This is a genomic window from Paraburkholderia flagellata (assembly GCF_021390645.1).
Classification (GTDB): Bacteria; Pseudomonadota; Gammaproteobacteria; order Burkholderiales; family Burkholderiaceae; genus Paraburkholderia; species Paraburkholderia flagellata.
Genome location: NZ_JAJEJT010000001.1, coordinates 2,339,577 through 2,355,606, shown reverse-complemented (window position 1 = coordinate 2,355,606; position 16,030 = coordinate 2,339,577). Strand labels below are relative to the sequence as shown.

General features: G+C 65.0%; 16 protein-coding genes and 1 tRNA gene. 14 read left to right on the top strand and 3 right to left on the bottom strand.

Annotated features, from left to right (window positions below; translation table 11 throughout):
- Positions 1-71 precede the first annotated feature (71 nt).
- The 4 genes from bioA to bioB are packed head-to-tail and all read left to right on the top strand — an operon-like array spanning position 72 to position 4,494.
- On the top strand, positions 72-1,460 hold the full coding sequence (bioA, locus tag L0U83_RS10515; protein ID WP_267939224.1) for an adenosylmethionine--8-amino-7-oxononanoate transaminase: 1,389 nt from the start codon (positions 72-74) through the stop codon (positions 1,458-1,460).
- A 1-nt stretch (position 1,461) separates the two neighbouring features.
- Positions 1,462-2,658, top strand: coding sequence for an 8-amino-7-oxononanoate synthase (gene bioF, locus L0U83_RS10510; RefSeq protein WP_233882446.1), 1,197 nt, complete (start codon positions 1,462-1,464; stop codon positions 2,656-2,658).
- A complete protein-coding gene (gene bioD, locus L0U83_RS10505; RefSeq protein ID WP_233882445.1) occupies positions 2,655-3,365 on the top strand; it encodes a dethiobiotin synthase in 711 nt (236 codons plus the stop codon). Before bioF ends, bioD begins: the two co-directional genes overlap by 4 nt.
- A 52-nt stretch (positions 3,366-3,417) precedes the next feature.
- On the top strand, positions 3,418-4,494 hold the full coding sequence (gene bioB / locus L0U83_RS10500; protein ID WP_233882444.1) for a biotin synthase BioB: 1,077 nt from the start codon (positions 3,418-3,420) through the stop codon (positions 4,492-4,494).
- An 84-nt stretch (positions 4,495-4,578) separates the two neighbouring features.
- On the opposite strand, the gene cytX is transcribed toward bioB, so the two are convergent.
- The gene (cytX, locus tag L0U83_RS10495) at positions 4,579-5,895 is read right to left on the bottom strand and encodes a putative hydroxymethylpyrimidine transporter CytX (protein ID WP_233882443.1); all 1,317 of its coding nucleotides are present in this window, start codon (positions 5,893-5,895) and stop codon (positions 4,579-4,581) included.
- Positions 5,896-6,130: 235 nt separating this feature from the next.
- Here cytX and L0U83_RS10490 point away from each other — a divergent pair, with 235 nt between their 5' ends.
- From L0U83_RS10490 to L0U83_RS10480, 3 genes are all read left to right on the top strand, one after another.
- Positions 6,131-7,462 (top strand): replication-associated recombination protein A, encoded by a 1,332-nt coding sequence (locus tag L0U83_RS10490; RefSeq protein WP_233882442.1) that lies wholly within the window; start codon positions 6,131-6,133, stop codon positions 7,460-7,462.
- Positions 7,463-7,539: 77 nt separating this feature from the next.
- Complete coding sequence (gene serS / locus L0U83_RS10485; RefSeq protein ID WP_233882441.1) at positions 7,540-8,832, top strand: serine--tRNA ligase; 1,293 nt, start codon at positions 7,540-7,542, stop codon at positions 8,830-8,832.
- A gap of 147 nt (positions 8,833-8,979) precedes the next feature.
- A tRNA-Ser gene (locus tag L0U83_RS10480) sits at positions 8,980-9,070 on the top strand.
- 76 nt (positions 9,071-9,146) lie between these two features.
- Here the strand turns inward: L0U83_RS10480 and L0U83_RS10475 are convergent.
- Positions 9,147-9,941 (bottom strand): glycosyltransferase family 2 protein, encoded by a 795-nt coding sequence (locus tag L0U83_RS10475; protein WP_233882440.1) that lies wholly within the window; start codon positions 9,939-9,941, stop codon positions 9,147-9,149.
- 212 nt (positions 9,942-10,153) lie between these two features.
- Between L0U83_RS10475 and map the strand changes: the two genes are divergently transcribed.
- From map to minE, 5 genes are all read left to right on the top strand, one after another.
- Positions 10,154-10,939 (top strand): type I methionyl aminopeptidase, encoded by a 786-nt coding sequence (gene map, locus L0U83_RS10470; RefSeq protein WP_233882439.1) that lies wholly within the window; start codon positions 10,154-10,156, stop codon positions 10,937-10,939.
- A gap of 142 nt (positions 10,940-11,081) precedes the next feature.
- The gene (locus L0U83_RS10465; protein WP_233882438.1) at positions 11,082-11,624 is read left to right on the top strand and encodes a GNAT family N-acetyltransferase; all 543 of its coding nucleotides are present in this window, start codon (positions 11,082-11,084) and stop codon (positions 11,622-11,624) included.
- 219 nt (positions 11,625-11,843) lie between these two features.
- Positions 11,844-12,734 (top strand): septum site-determining protein MinC, encoded by an 891-nt coding sequence (gene minC / locus L0U83_RS10460; protein WP_233882437.1) that lies wholly within the window; start codon positions 11,844-11,846, stop codon positions 12,732-12,734.
- A gap of 92 nt (positions 12,735-12,826) precedes the next feature.
- Entirely contained in the window at positions 12,827-13,642 is an 816-nt protein-coding gene (minD, locus tag L0U83_RS10455; RefSeq protein WP_201695484.1) for a septum site-determining protein MinD, read from the top strand.
- A 14-nt stretch (positions 13,643-13,656) separates the two neighbouring features.
- Positions 13,657-13,911 (top strand): cell division topological specificity factor MinE, encoded by a 255-nt coding sequence (gene minE, locus L0U83_RS10450; RefSeq protein ID WP_027795398.1) that lies wholly within the window; start codon positions 13,657-13,659, stop codon positions 13,909-13,911.
- Between the two features lie 62 nt (positions 13,912-13,973).
- Here minE and L0U83_RS10445 read toward each other — a convergent pair whose 3' ends face one another.
- Complete coding sequence (locus L0U83_RS10445; protein ID WP_233882436.1) at positions 13,974-14,144, bottom strand: hypothetical protein; 171 nt, start codon at positions 14,142-14,144, stop codon at positions 13,974-13,976.
- Here L0U83_RS10445 and L0U83_RS10440 point away from each other — a divergent pair.
- The gene (locus L0U83_RS10440; RefSeq protein ID WP_233882435.1) at positions 14,143-14,460 is read left to right on the top strand and encodes a YXWGXW repeat-containing protein; all 318 of its coding nucleotides are present in this window, start codon (positions 14,143-14,145) and stop codon (positions 14,458-14,460) included. The genes L0U83_RS10445 and L0U83_RS10440 overlap by 2 nt on opposite strands.
- A 379-nt stretch (positions 14,461-14,839) precedes the next feature.
- Positions 14,840-15,847, top strand: coding sequence for a lipopolysaccharide heptosyltransferase I (gene waaC, locus L0U83_RS10435; protein ID WP_233882434.1), 1,008 nt, complete (start codon positions 14,840-14,842; stop codon positions 15,845-15,847).
- Positions 15,848-16,030 lie beyond the last annotated feature (183 nt).

Below are 16,030 nucleotides of genomic sequence, written 5' to 3'. Positions count from 1 at the left end.
GATTTTCGGGGTAGTGCATTGCGGCGGCTAACACGTTAATCTCGGTCCCGCTGTCGTATCGGGAGTCGTATTTGAATTCGCTATCTCAAACTGCGCAAACTGCGCACCTTGCCCGCGAAGATCGCGCCGCGACCGACTGGGTAGCTCGCAGCCTGCGCGCCGTGTGGCACCCCTGCACCCAGATGAAACATCACGAGCGCCTGCCGCTCGTGGCCGTCGCGCGCGGCGAAGGGCCGTGGCTGTATGACCGCGAAGGCCGCCGTTATCTGGACGCGATCAGTTCGTGGTGGGTGAACCTCTTTGGCCACGCCAATCCTGCGATCAATGCCGCGCTCAAGGTGCAGCTCGACACGCTCGAGCACGTCATGCTCGCGGGCTGCACGCACGAGCCCGCCGTGGAGCTTGCCGAGCGTCTTTCGGCGCGCACCGGCGGCGTGCTCGGCCACGCGTTCTTTGCTTCCGATGGCGCGTCGGCCGTCGAAATCGCGCTCAAGATGAGCTTTCATTCGTGGCGCAACCGCGGCGAGAGCGACAAGCGCGAATTCGCCTGCCTTGCCAACAGCTACCACGGCGAGACCATCGGCGCGCTCGGCGTGACCGATGTGAAGCTTTTCAGGGATGCTTACGATCCGCTTCTGCATCACGCGCATGTGGTCGCTTCGCCCGACGCGCGCGCAGCGCACCCCGGCGAAACGGCGGCGGATGTCGCGGCCCGCGCGCTGGCCGATGTCGAGCGTCTTTTCATCGAGCGCGAAGGCCGTATCGCCGCGCTGATTGTCGAGCCGCTCGTGCAGTGCGCGGCCGGCATGGCGATGCACGATCCCGCGTATCTCAAGGGCCTGCGTGCGCTATGCGACCGTCATCGCGTGCATCTGATCGCGGACGAAATCGCCGTGGGCTGCGGGCGCACCGGCACCTTCTTCGCGTGCGAGCACGCAGGCGTGTGGCCCGATCTGCTTACGCTTTCGAAGGGCATTAGCGGCGGTTATCTGCCGCTTTCGATCGTGCTTTCGCGCGACGCCATCTACGAGTCGTTCTACGACGACGACACGACGCGCGGTTTCCTCCATTCGCATTCGTACACGGGCAATCCGCTCGCGTGCCGCGCCGCGCTCGCGACGCTCGACCTGTTCGAACGCGACGACGTGCTCGCCGCGAACGTGCGCAAATCGGCGCAACTGCGCGCGCTGTTCGAGCCGTTCGCCGCGCATCCGCTCGTGCGCGACCTGCGCCAGTGCGGCACGATACTCGCATTCGACGTCGCGCTCGAAGACCCGCTGCGCGCGGCGACATTCTCGCGACGCTTCTTCGAAAACGCGCTGCAGCGCGAACTGTTGCTGCGCCCGATCGGCACGACGGTCTATGTCATGCCGCCGTATATTCTGGACAACGAAATGCAGGCGTTCCTCGCAACGCGCACGCGCGAGACTTTCGACGCCACTGTCGCGGAGGACCTCTGATATGGCATTGCTTGATACCCTCGAACAGGGCTTGCGCGACATCGACGCGCGCGGCCTGCGCCGCCGCCGCCGCACCGCCGACACGCCGTGCAGCGCCCACATGCAGGTGGACGGCCGCGCGACCATCGGCTTTGCCAGCAACGACTATCTTGGCCTCGCCGCGCATCCTCAACTGGTCGCGGCCATTGCCGAAGGCGCGCAGCGCTACGGCGCGGGTAGTGGCGGCTCGCATCTGCTCGGCGGCCACTCGCGCGCGCATGCGCAACTCGAAGACGATCTCGCGGCATTCGCGGGCACCTTCGTCGATGCACCGCGCGCGCTGTACTTCAGCACCGGTTACATGGCGAATCTGGCCGTGCTCACGGCGCTCGCGGGCCGCGGCACGACAATCTTCTCCGACGCGCTCAACCACGCCTCGCTGATCGACGGCGCGCGGCTCTCGCGCGCCGACATCCAGATCTATCCGCATGCCGACATGGCGGCGCTCGCCGCGATGCTCGAAGCCTGCGACGCGAGCGCGAAAGTGATCGTGAGCGACACGGTGTTCAGCATGGACGGCGACGTCGCGCCGCTCGCGCTCCTCGTCGAACTCGCGCAAAAGCACGGCGCGTGGCTCGTGGTCGACGACGCACACGGCTTCGGCGTGCTCGGGCCGCAGGGCCGCGGCGCGCTGGCGCAAGCCGCGCTGCGTTCGGAGCATCTCGTGATGGTCGGCACGCTCGGTAAGGCGGCGGGCGTGTCGGGCGCGTTCATCTGCGCGCACGGCACCGTGATCGAATGGCTCGTGCAGCGCGCGCGTCCGTATATCTTCACGACGGCTTCATCGCCGGCGGTGGCGCACGCGGTGTCCGCGAGCCTGCGTTTGATCGAAGGCGAGGAGGGCGATGCGCGCCGCGCGCATTTGAAACATTTGATTGGCCGCACGCGTTCGCTGCTCGTCGATACCTGCTGGCAGCCCGTCGATTCGCATACCGCCGTGCAGCCGCTCGTCATCGGCGCCAACGAGGCGACGCTCGCGCTGCAGGCCACGCTCGAACGCGACGGACTGTGGGTGCCGGCCATCCGTCCGCCCACCGTGCCCGAGGGCACGTCGCGCCTGCGCATTTCGCTCTCCGCGGCGCACTCGGATGCGGATCTCGACCGCCTGAACGCATCGCTGCAACGCGCGAGCCTCGCAGCGCAGGAGTTCGCGCAATGACGGTTGCGCTTTTCGTCACCGGCACCGATACCGAGATCGGCAAGACCTTCGTGAGCGCAGCACTGCTGCGCGGCTTCGCCCACGCGGGGCTGCGCGCCACGGCGCTCAAGCCGATTGCCGCGGGCGCTTACGAGCGCGACGGCGTCTTGCACAACGAGGACGCCGATCAGCTCGACGCCGCCGCGAGCGTGCTGCTGCCGCCGGAGATCCGCACGCCTTTCCTGCTCAAGGAGCCCGCCGCGCCGCACATCGCCGCTGCGCTCGAAGGTGTGACGCTCGACATGGCGCGCATCGTCGATTGCTACCGGGCGGCCTGCGAGCGCGCGGATGCCATCGTCGTGGAAGGCGTGGGCGGATTTCGCGTGCCCCTCACGGCGACCGAAGACACCGCCGATCTCGCCGTCGCGCTCGGTCTGCCGGTGGTGCTCGTGGTGGGCATGCGGCTCGGCTGCATCAGCCACGCGCTGCTCACGGCCGAAGCGATTGCCGCGCGCGGATTGAAGCTCGCGGGCTGGGTCGCGAACCGTATCGACCCGGCCATGACGTTCCCCGAAGAAAACATCGACGCGCTGCGCGAGCGTCTCGCTGCCCAGTACGGCGCGCCGCTCTTGGGCGTTGTGCCGCATATGCCGGGCGCGAGCGCCGATGACGCAGCCGGACATCTGAACATCGACGCGTTGCTCGCGCGCTTGCGCGCCGACGCCTGATGCACATTCAAGCACTGCCAGGCACAGTCACGTAAAGAAGGACCACGACACCATGACGCAAACTCACATCGACATTACCTCGCTGAAGGCGACCGCGCCTAGCGCTCAGGCCGCAGCCGAAGCCGCCGCGCGCTGGAAAGTCGCCGACGTCGCCGCGCTCTACGAGCTGCCGTTCAACGACCTGATCTTCCGCGCGCAGCAGGTGCATCGCGAGCATTTCGACGCGAACGCCGTGCAGCTTTCCACGCTCCTCTCGATCAAGACCGGCGGCTGCGAGGAAGACTGCGCGTACTGCCCGCAGTCGTCGCACTACGAAACCGAACTCGAAGCCGGCAAGCTGATGGCCGTCGACGCCGTGCTGGAAGCCGCGCGCGCGGCCAAGTCCAACGGCGCGACGCGCTTTTGCATGGGCGCGGCGTGGCGCAATCCGAAGGATCGCCATCTGGAGCCGATCAAGGACATGATCCGCGGCGTCAAGGCGATGGGTCTGGAAACCTGCGTGACGCTCGGCATGCTCGAAGATCACCAGGCGAAGGCGCTCGCCGACGCCGGCCTCGACTACTACAACCACAACCTCGATACGTCGCCGGAGTACTACGGCAAGATCATCACGACGCGCACCTACGAGGACCGCCTCGAGACGCTCGAACGCGTGCGCGACGCGGGCATCAACGTGTGCTGCGGCGGCATTGTCGGCATGGGCGAGTCGCGCCGCGAGCGCGCGGGCCTGATCGCGCAGCTCGCGAACATGGAGCCGTACCCGGAGTCGGTGCCCATCAACAATCTCGTGCAGGTCACGGGCACGCCGCTCGAAGGCACCGAACCGATCGATCCGTTCGAGTTCGTGCGCACGATCGCGGTGGCGCGCATCACGATGCCGAAGGCGATGGTGCGTCTGTCGGCGGGCCGCGAGCAGATGGACGACGCGCTCCAGGCGCTGTGCTTCATGGCGGGCGCGAACTCGATTTTCTACGGCGACCAGCTGCTCACGACGAGCAACCCGCAGGCCGAAGCCGACCGCAAGCTGCTGCAGCGTCTGGGCATTACCGCGCAGGCGGCTCAGCATCTGCCCGCCGACGACCACGGTCACGATGGTCACTCGCACGGCGGCTGCGGCCACTGCGAGTAACGCCTCGCACGTCGCCAGAAGTCAAAACGCCACGCTGCGAAGCGTGGCGTTTTTCATTGCCCGGGCAAAGCGAAATGCGGCGCCTTAAGCGTAAGCCGCGCGCCGGCGCCCCGCGAGCACGAGATAGCACAGCGCACCGATCACGAGCGACGGCAGCGTCGCGCCGAGGTTCGGCAGCCACTGGTTGAGCGCTTGATACGCGCCGAAACCGACCAGCCACGCGACGAACGCGCTCACGTGCCAGCCGCCCGAATAGCCATACGCGCCGTTCAGGTCGGCGAGCGCCTGCGGGTCGATACGGCGGCGGCGCACGATGAAGTGATCGGCGAGCACCACGCCAAAGAGCGGTGCGAACACCGAGCCGATGAAGAGCAGGAAGTTCTCATATTTCGCCATCGGCACGACGAGGCCGATCAGCGTGCACAGCGCGCCGAAGGCCGCCGAGAGCCAGGGCACGCTCGCGCGCGTCCAGAACGTGCCGGTCGAGACGGCGGCCGAGTGGATATCGGCGAACGCATTGTCGATTTCGTCGATCAGCACGAGCAGCAGCGCGAAGCCGCCGCCGGCCTGCGCGAGCGCCGTGGTGAGGAGCGCGTCGCCGCCGCCCGCGGCGAGGCCATAAATGGCGCCGAGCGCATAGAACCAGAGGTTCGCGATGCCATAGCCGAACAGCGTGCCGCGGAAGGTTTCGCCCGCTTTGCGGCCGAAACGCGTGTAGTCGGCGATAAGCGGCAGCCACGAGAGCGGCATCGCCACCACGAGGTCGATGGCGCTGCCAAACGGCATTTCGCCCGTGCCGGGTCGGCGCATCAGCGCGCCCAGGTCTTGCTTGACGAGCAGGCTCCACGTGAGCCAGGCCGCGCCCGCGAGCAGCAGCCAGATGCCCCACGTGCGCAGGAAGCGCCGCACGAACGAGAGCGGGCCGCTCACCGCGAGCAGCGTGGCGAGCACGCCGAAGATCACGGTCCAGACGAGCGGCATCGAAAGGCCGAAGGCCTGCTTCGCGAGCGCATCGGCGGAATCGCGCATCACGATGATCTCGAACGAGCCCCAGCCCACGAGCTGCACCATGTTGATGACGGCCGGAACCGACACGCCCCGAACGCCGAGCGTCGGGCGCAGCGACGACATGGCGGCGAGGCCCGTGTCCGTGCCGATCACGCCCGCGAGCGCGAGCAGCACGACGCCGATCACGCTGCCGATGACGATGGCCACGAGCGCATGCGGCAGCGACAGGCCCGGCACGAGCAGCGCGCCCGCCTGCGCGACCAGCAGACCGATGCCGAGCGAAAACCACAGCGCAAAGGCGTCGCCGGTGCGGAACTGGCGGCGCGCGTCGGGTACGGGCACGTTCGGCGCGTAGGTGGAGCCGGCCTCGCCGGCGTGCGAATCTTGAGTCATGTGGAACGCTTTCCTCTGTGTCGTGTGTTTTGTCTGTTTTATCCGGGTTCGTCAGCTTGAGCGGCTCGGCCCGCGCTTCGCGCCGCGGCACTCGCTGTCATAATGCACGACTGCATCCGGTGCGGCAGGCCGTTTTGTGGCGTCGGGCGCTGTGTCCCCGAATCCGCCGCTGACCAGGCAACCTCGGCCACTCATGCTCGGCCAGCCGGAAAGCCGTCATTATCGCGAAAACGTCATGTTTGAAGAAACCCGTGCCAACGTCCCCCTCGCCGAACGGCTGCGCCCGCGCTCCATCGACGAGGTCATCGGCCAGAAGCATCTGCTCGGGCCCAACAAGCCGCTGCGCGTCGCGTTCGAGTCCGGCGAAGCGCATTCGATGATCCTCTGGGGGCCGCCGGGCGTGGGCAAGACCACGCTCGCGCGGCTCATGGCCGATGCCTTCCACGCCGAATTCATCGCGCTCTCCGCCGTTCTTTCGGGCGTGAAGGACATCCGCGAGGCCGTGGAGCAGGCGCAACTGCATCGCGCTCGCGGGCACCAGACGCTCGTGTTCGTCGACGAGGTCCATCGCTTCAACAAGAGCCAGCAGGACGCCTTCCTGCCGCACGTGGAGTCGGGCCTCTTTGTGTTCATCGGCGCGACGACGGAAAACCCGTCGTTCGAGGTGAACAGCGCGTTGCTCTCGCGTGCGGCCGTGTACGTGCTCAAGAGCCTCGACGAGGAGGAGCAGGGCGAACTGCTTGCGCGCGCGAGCGAGGAGCTGGGCGGCCTGACCTTCACCGACGAAGCGAAAAAGGCGCTGATCGGTTCCGCTGACGGCGACGGGCGCAAGCTCCTGAACAACCTCGAAATCGTCGCGCGCGCGGCCGCTCAGCAAAAGAAGACCGAAATCGACGGCGAACTGCTCGGCAGCGCGCTTGCCGAAAACCTCCGCCGCTTCGACAAGGGGGGCGATGCGTTCTACGACCAGATCAGCGCGCTGCACAAGTCGGTCCGTGGCAGCAACCCGGACGGCGCGCTCTACTGGTTCTGCCGCATGCTCGACGGCGGCGCCGATCCGCGTTATCTCGCGCGGCGCATCGTGCGCATGGCGTGGGAGGATATCGGTCTCGCCGACCCGCGCGCCGGGCGCATCACGCTCGACGCGGCCGAGACCTACGAACGTCTGGGCTCGCCCGAAGGCGAACTCGCACTCGCGCAGGCGGTGATCTATCTGGCCGTCGCGCCGAAGTCGAACGCGGGCTATAACGCCTATAACGAGGCGCGGCGCTTCGTGAGCAAGGACCAGTCGCGCGCGGTGCCGATCCACCTGCGCAACGCGCCGACCAAGCTCATGAAGGAGCTTGGCTACGGCCACGAATACCGCTACGCGCACGACGAGCCCGACGCCTACGCGGCCGGCGAGACCTATTTGCCCGACGGCATGCGCGAGCCGCGCTGGTATCAGCCCACGCCGCGCGGGCTCGAAGGCAAGATCGGCGAAAAGCTCGCGCGCCTCGCCGACCTCGACGCGCAATGGCGCGACGAGCATCGGGACGAAATCCGCGAAAGGAAGCGCAAAGGCTGATGCCAGTCCCGCCGGGATGCCGTGCCCGGTGCGCTAAAATCGTCCCTTCACACAACGAAACTGCGTCTCACAATCTCATGCTCGACATCCAGCTGCTGCGCAAAGACCTCGACGGCGTCGCGAAACGCCTCGCCGACCGCGGCTACACCCTCGACGTCGCGGCCTTCTCCGCGCTCGAAGCGGAACGCCGCGCCATCCAGACCCGCACCGAAGAGCTTCAGGCACGCCGCAACAGCCTGTCGAAGCAGATCGGCGCGATGAAAGGCCGCGGCGAGGACACCTCGGCGGTCATGGCCGAAGTGGGCGGCATTGGCGACGAGATGAAGACGTCGGCCGCCAAGCTCGACGAGATCCAGTCGAAGCTCTCGGACCTGCTGCTCGGCGTGCCGAACCTGCCGCACGAGAGCGTACCCGCGGGCAAGGACGAAGCCGACAACGTGGAAGTGCGCCGCTGGGGCACGCCGCGCGCGTTCGACTTCGAGGCAAAGGATCACGTTGATGTCGGCACGCCGTTGGGTCTCGACTTCGAGACGGGCGCGAAGCTCTCGGGCGCACGCTTCACGATGCTGCGTGGCCAGATCGCGCGCCTGCATCGCGCGCTCGCGCAGTTCATGATCGACACGCACACGCAGGAGCACGGCTACACGGAAACGTACACGCCGTACATCGTCAACCCGGAAATCCTGTACGGCACTGGCCAGCTGCCCAAGTTCGCCGACGACATGTTCCGCGTGGAAAAGGGCGGCGGCGAGAACACGGTCACGCAGTACCTCATTTCGACCTCGGAAATCTCGCTCACGAACACGGTGCGCGAGAGCATCGTGGAAGGCAGCGCGCTGCCGATCAAGCTCACGGCGCACTCGCCGTGCTTCCGCTCGGAAGCCGGTTCGTATGGCCGCGACACGCGCGGCATGATCCGTCAGCACCAGTTTGACAAGGTCGAAATGGTGCAGATCGTTGCGCCCGAAACGTCGTACGACGCGCTCGAGCAGATGGTCGTCCACGCGGAAACCATCCTGCAGAAGCTCGGCCTGCCGTATCGCGTCATCACGCTGTGCACGGGCGATATGGGCTTCTCGGCTTCCAAGACCTTTGACCTCGAAGTGTGGCTGCCGGCGCAGAACACGTATCGCGAAATTTCGAGCTGTTCGAATACGGAAGCCTTCCAGGCGCGCCGGATGCAAGCGCGCTACCGCAACGCGCAGGGCAAGCCGGAACTCGTGCATACGCTCAACGGCTCGGGCCTCGCCGTGGGCCGCACGCTCGTAGCTGTGCTGGAGAACTATCAGGAAGCGGACGGCTCGGTCACCGTGCCGGAAGTGCTGCGGCCGTATATGGGCGGCGTGGCGCGGCTTGCAGTGAGCGCCTGAGGCACTGCCTCGCGAACAGAACATGTGACTTGCTTGCCCTCGAAACTTTTTTCCAATGAGGGCTTGCAAAATTCAAAACATGTTCTATAATCTTCGCTTCTCCGGTTGCCGACCAACGCCGGGGAAGCAGTAAAAAAGCAGTGCCCCGGAGAGGTGGCAGAGTGGTCGAATGTACCTGACTCGAAATCAGGCGTACGGTTTCCCCGTACCGTGGGTTCGAATCCCACCCTCTCCGCCAAATTCAGAAAACCCCTGCATGCTTAACCGCTGCAGGGGTTTTTGCTTTTCTGCGCGCTTTTCGCGCGCAGGCGCGTTCACTTCTGCGTATGCCCGCGCATCTCCAGCGCACGCAGGTACGTCCCGGAAATCGACGACCCGCCGTGATGCACGATCTTCTCGTCGACGAGCGCCCACACCGACTTGGCCGCCGCGCGCACGCGCCGGCAGAACGACAGGTCTTCCGAGAGATACACGCCTTTTTCGCCGACGGTGTCGAAGAACGCATAGAACTTGCCGTCCGGCAGGTAGCCCGCGTACTGCGCGGGCGGGCGGTATAGCTCCGTGTGCGCAACGATCGCCTCGAGCGCGTCGCGCCGCACGAGGAAGATGCCCGTGCCGATATGACTCACCTCGGCCCAGCCGTCGGACACGAAACTGCTGCCCGCTTCGTCCGCGAGAATCGCCGTGTTGTAGTCCACCGTTTTTTCCTGCCATTCGCGCAGTGTGAGCCCCACGTCGGCGCTCGTGATCTGCTTTTCCTGGTCGAAATAGCGGTACGGGCAGGCAATGCCGGCCACGGACTTGTTGCCGGCGATCAAGCGCAGAACCGCTTCGCGCGAGAAGTCCATGTCCGTATCGAGAAAAAGGAGATGGGTGAACTCGGGATGGCTCAAAAAATAATTCGCAAAGAAATTGCGCGCGCGGATGATGTGCGACGAGGCCGTATGGATGTACTCGTAGCGGATGCCGCGCTCCTTGAGCGTTTCCATGAGGCGGCCGAGCGCCATGGCGAAGTCGAAATGCACCGAGTTGTCGTAAGTGGGCAGCGCGATCAGGACATTGAGCGCCGTGTTCGGGGTGGAGGAGGGGGCGGGATTACTTGAGGTCATGATCGGACTGTCTGCTCGCGATGTAAGATATTTCTCATTCTTGACGGCGGCTTGCGCTCGAACAATCGGAGATATCTGAAAATTCCGCGCCCGACGTCATGACGATGACGCAGGTTGCTGCGCTAACGACGCCGCAGCGCCGGTACAATCGCTCCTTTGAATTTGCGGCGCAGTGTTCTCCAGCACACTGCCGCGCCCACTTCGGTCCACAGATGCCTATCACCTACAAGTCTGCCGACGATCTCGCCCGCCTGCGCATTTCGGGCCGGCTCGCCGCTGACGTGCTCGCGATGATCGGCGAGCACGTGAAGCCGGGCGTCTCCACCGACGACCTCGACGCCCTCTGCAACGACTACATCGTCAACACGCTAAAGGCAGTCCCGGCCAATGTCGGCTATCTGGGTTTTCCGAAGACGATCTGCACGTCCGTCAATTCCGTGGTCTGCCACGGTATTCCGAATCGCGGCGAGGTGCTCAAGGACGGCGACATCATCAACATCGACGTGGCCGTCATCAAGGACGGCTATTTCGGGGACACGAGCCGCATGTACTGTGTCGGCACGCCGAGCACGGTGGGCCGCCAGCTGATTGACACGACCTACGAAGCGATGCTTGCGGGCATCCGCCAGGTGAAGCCGGGGGCGACGCTCGGCGACGTTGGCAACGCCATCCAGAAGCGCGCTCAAAGTGACGGCTTTTCGATCGTGCGCGAGTATTGCGGCCACGGCATCGGCAAGGTCTACCACGAGGAGCCGCAGGTGCTGCACTACGGCCAGCCGGGGCAGGGCGTGCGCCTGAAACCGGGCATGGTTTTCACGATCGAGCCGATGGTCAACGCAGGCCGCGCCGGCACGACGGTGCAGCGTGACGGCTGGACGGTCGTCACCAAGGACCGCTCGCTCTCGGCGCAGTGGGAGCACATGATCGCGGTCACCGACGACGGCTACGAACTGCTCACGCCCTGGCCGGACGGCACAGGCGCTTACGAGGCCCCGTGAGCACGGCTGTGCGGCCTCTGTGGCCGTCTGTCAAGGATCGCGCGCGCGGCGTGGTCTGCTGGCAATTGTCAAATAAGGATTTGACTCTCAAGCCAGTTCGGTTAAAGCTACGCGTTAGCGCTTTATTGGGGTTTACGACTGCATGAGTCCGTCACTGACCGTTCGCCGTATCGCCGCCGATCAGGGTGCCGTGCTCCGCGAGCTTCGAACAGCTTCGCTGCGCGACGCGCCTTATGCATTCGGCGACACGCTCGAAGACGCGCTATCGGCCGATGCCGCCGTTTTCGACGCCGCGGCGGCCCGCCATGCGGTTTCGCACACGGGCACGTCGTTCATTCTCTATACCGAGGGCCATCCGGCCGGCCTGATCGGCGCGAGCTTCGAAAGCGCGCCGGCGCGCCGCGCGTTCGTTTCGGCACTGTGGGTTGCGCCTGCGGTGCGTCATCTGAGCGGCGGCGAGCTGCTTCTGAACAGCGCCATCGAATGGCTCGTGAGCGAAGGCGCCACGCAGGTCTACGCCTGGGTCACCGACGCGAACACCACGGCCATGCGTTTCTACGAGCGCCTCGGCTTCGTTGCCACCGGCGATCACGCGCGCAGCCAGCAACAGCCTGAACAGTGGGAAACGCTGCTCATGCGTGCGCTCGGCGAGCACGCGAAGTCCGCTTCTTCACCCGCTTCTTGACCATAACGCCAGGCGTTCGCGCCGCTGCGTGCGGCGGCGCTTGCGCTTCACTTCCGTCCGTACGACACACTCGCTCGCGCTTCGCGCGCTTTTTTACGCCATTTTTGTTTGTGCGTGGGTTGTACGTATCCGGCAGCGAATTTGGCCGAACACACCATTAAAAATAATGGCCGTGTGCGTCCGCGCCTGTAAAATACGCAAAATTTTTAGCCGAACGCCATGTCGCCCAGGAAATCGCCATATTTTGAACTGAAGAGCGGTTCAGTCGATACGCTTCTGTTCGTGGTCAAGACGACCGAGCTCGACGCAATGCGCGCCGAACTCACGCGGCGCTTCGAGGCGACGCCCGAATTCTTCGCCAACGACACCGTCGCGATCGACGTGCGGCGTCTCGCCGACGGCGAGCAGGTCGCGCTTGGCGACATCGCCCGTCTGCTCGAAAGCGTGCGCATGCGCCCGGTAGGCGTGGTTGCACAGCCTGAACAACACGGCTGGGCCGCTGCGGCAGGCCTGCCGTTCCTCGAGGCGCGCGACCGTCGTGGCGCGGGCACGAAGCCGGCCTCCGACGAAGCGGCGGGCGACGGCGAGGCATCGAATGCATCTGCCACCGCTTCTGCAATCGCTTCTGCCACCGTTTCGGCCGCACCGCAAACCACCGCTGCACAGCCCGAACTCTTTTCCACCGACGCGAACCCGGCCGCCGCCCAGGCGAGCGCGGCGGCAACCGTGAGCGCCGCAGCGACGCTCGACGCTGGCGCGTCTGGCGCGCGCGCGGAACCCACGCTCGTGATCGACCGGCCGCTGCGTTCGGGCCAGCGCATCTACGCGAAGGGTGACGTGGTCGTGCTCGGCCTCGTTTCCAACGGCGCGGAAGTGATCGCCGAGGGCAACATCCATATTTACGCGCCGTTGCGCGGCCGTGCGCTTGCGGGCGTCCACGGCAACCACGACGCACGCATTTTCTGCACGAGTCTCGAGGCGGAACTGATTTCGATTGCGGGCATCTACCGTACCACTGAAGTTCCACTCGCCGACGACGTGCGGGGCAAGCCGGCTCAAATCCGGCTCGAGGAAGAAAAGCTGTTGATCGAACCGTTGAGGCTCACCTGAGTCGCAGCTCGAGCGTCGTGCGCAAGCGAGCAGGGGCATGAGCGGCACGCGATGAGACCAAACTGAGAAACTGACGAACGCAAGGTAAGGGAATGGCAAAAATCATTGTGGTGACTTCGGGCAAAGGTGGTGTCGGCAAGACGACCACGAGCGCGAGTTTCGCATCGGGCCTCGCGTTGCGCGGCCACAAGACCGCGGTCATCGACTTCGACGTGGGCCTGCGCAATCTCGACCTCATCATGGGTTGCGAGCGCCGCGTCGTCTATGACCTGATCAACGTGATCCAGGGTGAGGCGAACCTCAATCAGGCGCTCATCAAGGACAAGAAGTGCGAAAACCTCTTCATCCTGCCGGCCTCGCAAACGCGCGATAAAGACGCGCTCACGAAGGAAGGCGTGGAAAAGGTGATCGAGGACCTGCGCAAGATGGATTTCGAGTACATCGTGTGCGATTCGCCGGCCGGCATCGAGTCGGGCGCGCTGCTCGCGATGCACTTCGCCGACGAAGCGCTCATCGTGACGAACCCGGAAGTGTCTTCCGTGCGCGACTCGGACCGTATTCTCGGCATGCTTTCGTCGAAGACGAAGCGCGCGATCGAAGGCAAGGACCCGATCAAGGAACACCTGCTCATCACCCGCTACAACCCGAAGCGCGTGAGCGAAGGCGAAATGCTCTCGCTGAACGACATTCAGGAGATCCTGCGCATCGAACTGATCGGTGTGGTGCCCGAATCGGAAGCGGTGCTGCACGCATCGAACCAGGGTCTGCCGGCAGTGCATCTGGATGGCACCGACGTCGCCGAGTCGTACAAGGACGTCGTGTCGCGCTTTCTCGGCGAGGACAAGTCGCTTCGCTTCACCGATTACCAGAAGCCAGGCCTCTTGCAGCGCCTCTTCGGTAGCAAGTAAGGGAGGCGAACGTCATGTCGTTTCTTTCGTTTTTTCTCGGCGAGAAGAAGAAGTCCGCCTCGGTAGCGAAGGAACGCCTGCAGCTCATCATTGCTCACGAGCGCGCAGGCGGCCATCCGCCCGCCGACTATCTGCCGGCCCTGCAACGCGAACTGGTCGCGGTGATCTCCAAGTACGTGAAGATCTCCGATGAAGACATTCGCGTGAGCCTCGAACGTCAGGACGATCTCGAAGTGCTCGAGGTCAAGATCGAGATTCCGCAGGCTTGAGTCTTAAGCGCGCGCAGCCGCTGCGTTGCGCGCGTCGTTTGCCGTATCGGTTCGCTTTTCCTTCACGCCTTTCTTTCTCGCGCGCTGCGCTCTGGCGCCACCGCCTGCCTTACCGAAATATTCGGTTTCACTTCACCCTGCGCCGTTACACCGCCGCTGTCAGCGCAGCGCCGTGCTCGCGCATTGATCGGGTAACGCCAATCATGGCGTGCACATTCAAGGGTGATCAACATGAACAACTCCATTCGCCTCTTCATCGCCAAGGCCGCGATCGTCGCTGCCGGCACTTGCGCTGTCGCGGCTCCCGCGTTCGCCGAAATCGTCGTGGTCGAGCCGAGCGCGCCGCCGCCTGTCGAACGCGTGGAAGTCGTACCGGCGCCGCGTGCGGGCTATGTATGGGACAAGGGCCACTGGCGCTGGGACCACGGCCAGTACGTGTGGGTGCGGGGCCACTGGCAGGCGGAGCGTGTCGGCTATCACTGGGTGCCGGGCCACTGGATCGCGCACGGCCCGAACTGGCGCTGGGTCGAAGGCCACTGGGCGGTCTGACCTTCGAGCCCGGGAGGAGCCCCATCATGAGTAAAAAACTGCTCGCTGCGGCCGTGCTCGCGCTTACGCTGGCGGGCTGCATCGTCGTGCCGGCGCGGCCCATGTACGTGAGACCCGCTCCGGTCGTCATCTACTAGCCGCTGACCGTTGCTACCGATCCCTCGACGGGTCGTCCATTCCGGGCTCGGCGCGCTTTGGCGCGTCGGGCCCGGCGTGTTTTGCGGAGCGCATCGTCGATGCCGCACGAGGGTTGAGTAAGAAAGGGACAGACTTCGTTCGCATCGAATCGCCTATTCGCAGGTTGACGCAAGGTTCGTCCGTTAGAATCTCCAGAAATCCCATTAAGACTGGAATATCGGGCCCTGCGGTCCGCAGCACAATGAAACGAGTTTTGATTGTCAAAGTGACTTCGCTCGGCGACATCGTCGAGGCGCTCCCGGTCGTCGCCGACGTGCAGCGCGCCTTCCCAGGCGTCAAGGTCGATTGGGCCGCGGACGAGTCTTTCGCCGATATCGTGCGCTGGAACGCGGGCGTCGACCGCGTGCTCTGCGCGCCGCTGCGCCGCTTCAAGAAGGCGCGCCGCTGGAGCGACTTCAAGGCGATCTGGGCATCGATATCGGAACTTCGCGCCTACCAATACGACGCGATCGTCGACATTCACGGCGTCTACAAGAGCGCGATCATCGCGTTTCTCGCTCGCGGGCGACGTCGCTTCGGCTATCTCTCGCAGGACCTTGGCGAGCGCGGCGCGGCCTTCGCGTACAACGGCCGCTTCGGGCCGCGTCCGAAGTGCGACGCGTGGCACGGCATGCGCATCAGCGCGGGCGAGGCGCTTGGCTATACGGTCGATACGCCGCCCGACTTTCAGATGCGCGTTCCGCGCGACGGCACCGCGCTGCCAGCGCCTGACGCGCCCACGGCGCTGTTCTTTCACGCGACCTCGAAAGACGAGAAGAAATGGCCGGTCGACCATTGGGGCGAACTGGGCAATGCGTTGATCGCGCGTGGCCTGCGCATCGAACTGCCGTGGGGTTCCGATAACGAGCTAGCCACGGCGCGCGAGATCGCGGCGCTCATCCCCGGTGCGACGGTGCTGCCGCGCCTCACGGTTTCGCAGGTCGCACAGCGAATCGAAGATTGCGCGCTCGTGGTCGGCACCGACACGGGCTTCGTGCATCTCGCCCACGCGCTCATCAAGCCGACCGTGATGGTTTTCGTGACGACCGACGCCGAACACAGCGGCGTGCGTGCGCCCAATCGCTCGATCTCGATCGGTGATGGCCGTCACGTGCCGCCCGTGCAGGTAGCGATCGATGCTGTCGATCGCATCTACCCTGCGCGCGACGGCGGCGCTTCTTCGCAGGCATCGCGCGTTCACGCCGCTTGAGTTTCGCGGTTCGGCGCACGCTTGCTGCGGCATTTTCCCCTGTGCTTTCCCGCGGGTTTCCGGCAGTTTCACATTACGAGCTTGTTAAAAGTGTCGCGCTTGTATTGCATGCGCGCGTGTGAGCGCGCATGCAAAAGGCTTTGGCGCTCGTGCTGTTACATGAGCCACACCGCTGCTTACAAA

Coding starts and splice junctions, on each gene's coding strand:
- minC (WP_233882437.1), top strand. CDS start 11,844: ATGTCGCCCAGGAAATCGCCATATTTTGAACTGAAGAGCGGTTCAGTC.
- bioF (WP_233882446.1), top strand. CDS start 1,462: ATGGCATTGCTTGATACCCTCGAACAGGGCTTGCGCGACATCGACGCG.
- minE (WP_027795398.1), top strand. CDS start 13,657: ATGTCGTTTCTTTCGTTTTTTCTCGGCGAGAAGAAGAAGTCCGCCTCG.
- minD (WP_201695484.1), top strand. CDS start 12,827: ATGGCAAAAATCATTGTGGTGACTTCGGGCAAAGGTGGTGTCGGCAAG.
- L0U83_RS10490 (WP_233882442.1), top strand. CDS start 6,131: ATGTTTGAAGAAACCCGTGCCAACGTCCCCCTCGCCGAACGGCTGCGC.
- cytX (WP_233882443.1), bottom strand. CDS start 5,895: ATGACTCAAGATTCGCACGCCGGCGAGGCCGGCTCCACCTACGCGCCG.
- bioD (WP_233882445.1), top strand. CDS start 2,655: ATGACGGTTGCGCTTTTCGTCACCGGCACCGATACCGAGATCGGCAAG.
- L0U83_RS10445 (WP_233882436.1), bottom strand. CDS start 14,144: ATGTTGATCACCCTTGAATGTGCACGCCATGATTGGCGTTACCCGATC.
- L0U83_RS10475 (WP_233882440.1), bottom strand. CDS start 9,941: ATGACCTCAAGTAATCCCGCCCCCTCCTCCACCCCGAACACGGCGCTC.
- map (WP_233882439.1), top strand. CDS start 10,154: ATGCCTATCACCTACAAGTCTGCCGACGATCTCGCCCGCCTGCGCATT.
- serS (WP_233882441.1), top strand. CDS start 7,540: ATGCTCGACATCCAGCTGCTGCGCAAAGACCTCGACGGCGTCGCGAAA.
- bioB (WP_233882444.1), top strand. CDS start 3,418: ATGACGCAAACTCACATCGACATTACCTCGCTGAAGGCGACCGCGCCT.
- L0U83_RS10440 (WP_233882435.1), top strand. CDS start 14,143: ATGAACAACTCCATTCGCCTCTTCATCGCCAAGGCCGCGATCGTCGCT.
- L0U83_RS10465 (WP_233882438.1), top strand. CDS start 11,082: ATGAGTCCGTCACTGACCGTTCGCCGTATCGCCGCCGATCAGGGTGCC.
- waaC (WP_233882434.1), top strand. CDS start 14,840: ATGAAACGAGTTTTGATTGTCAAAGTGACTTCGCTCGGCGACATCGTC.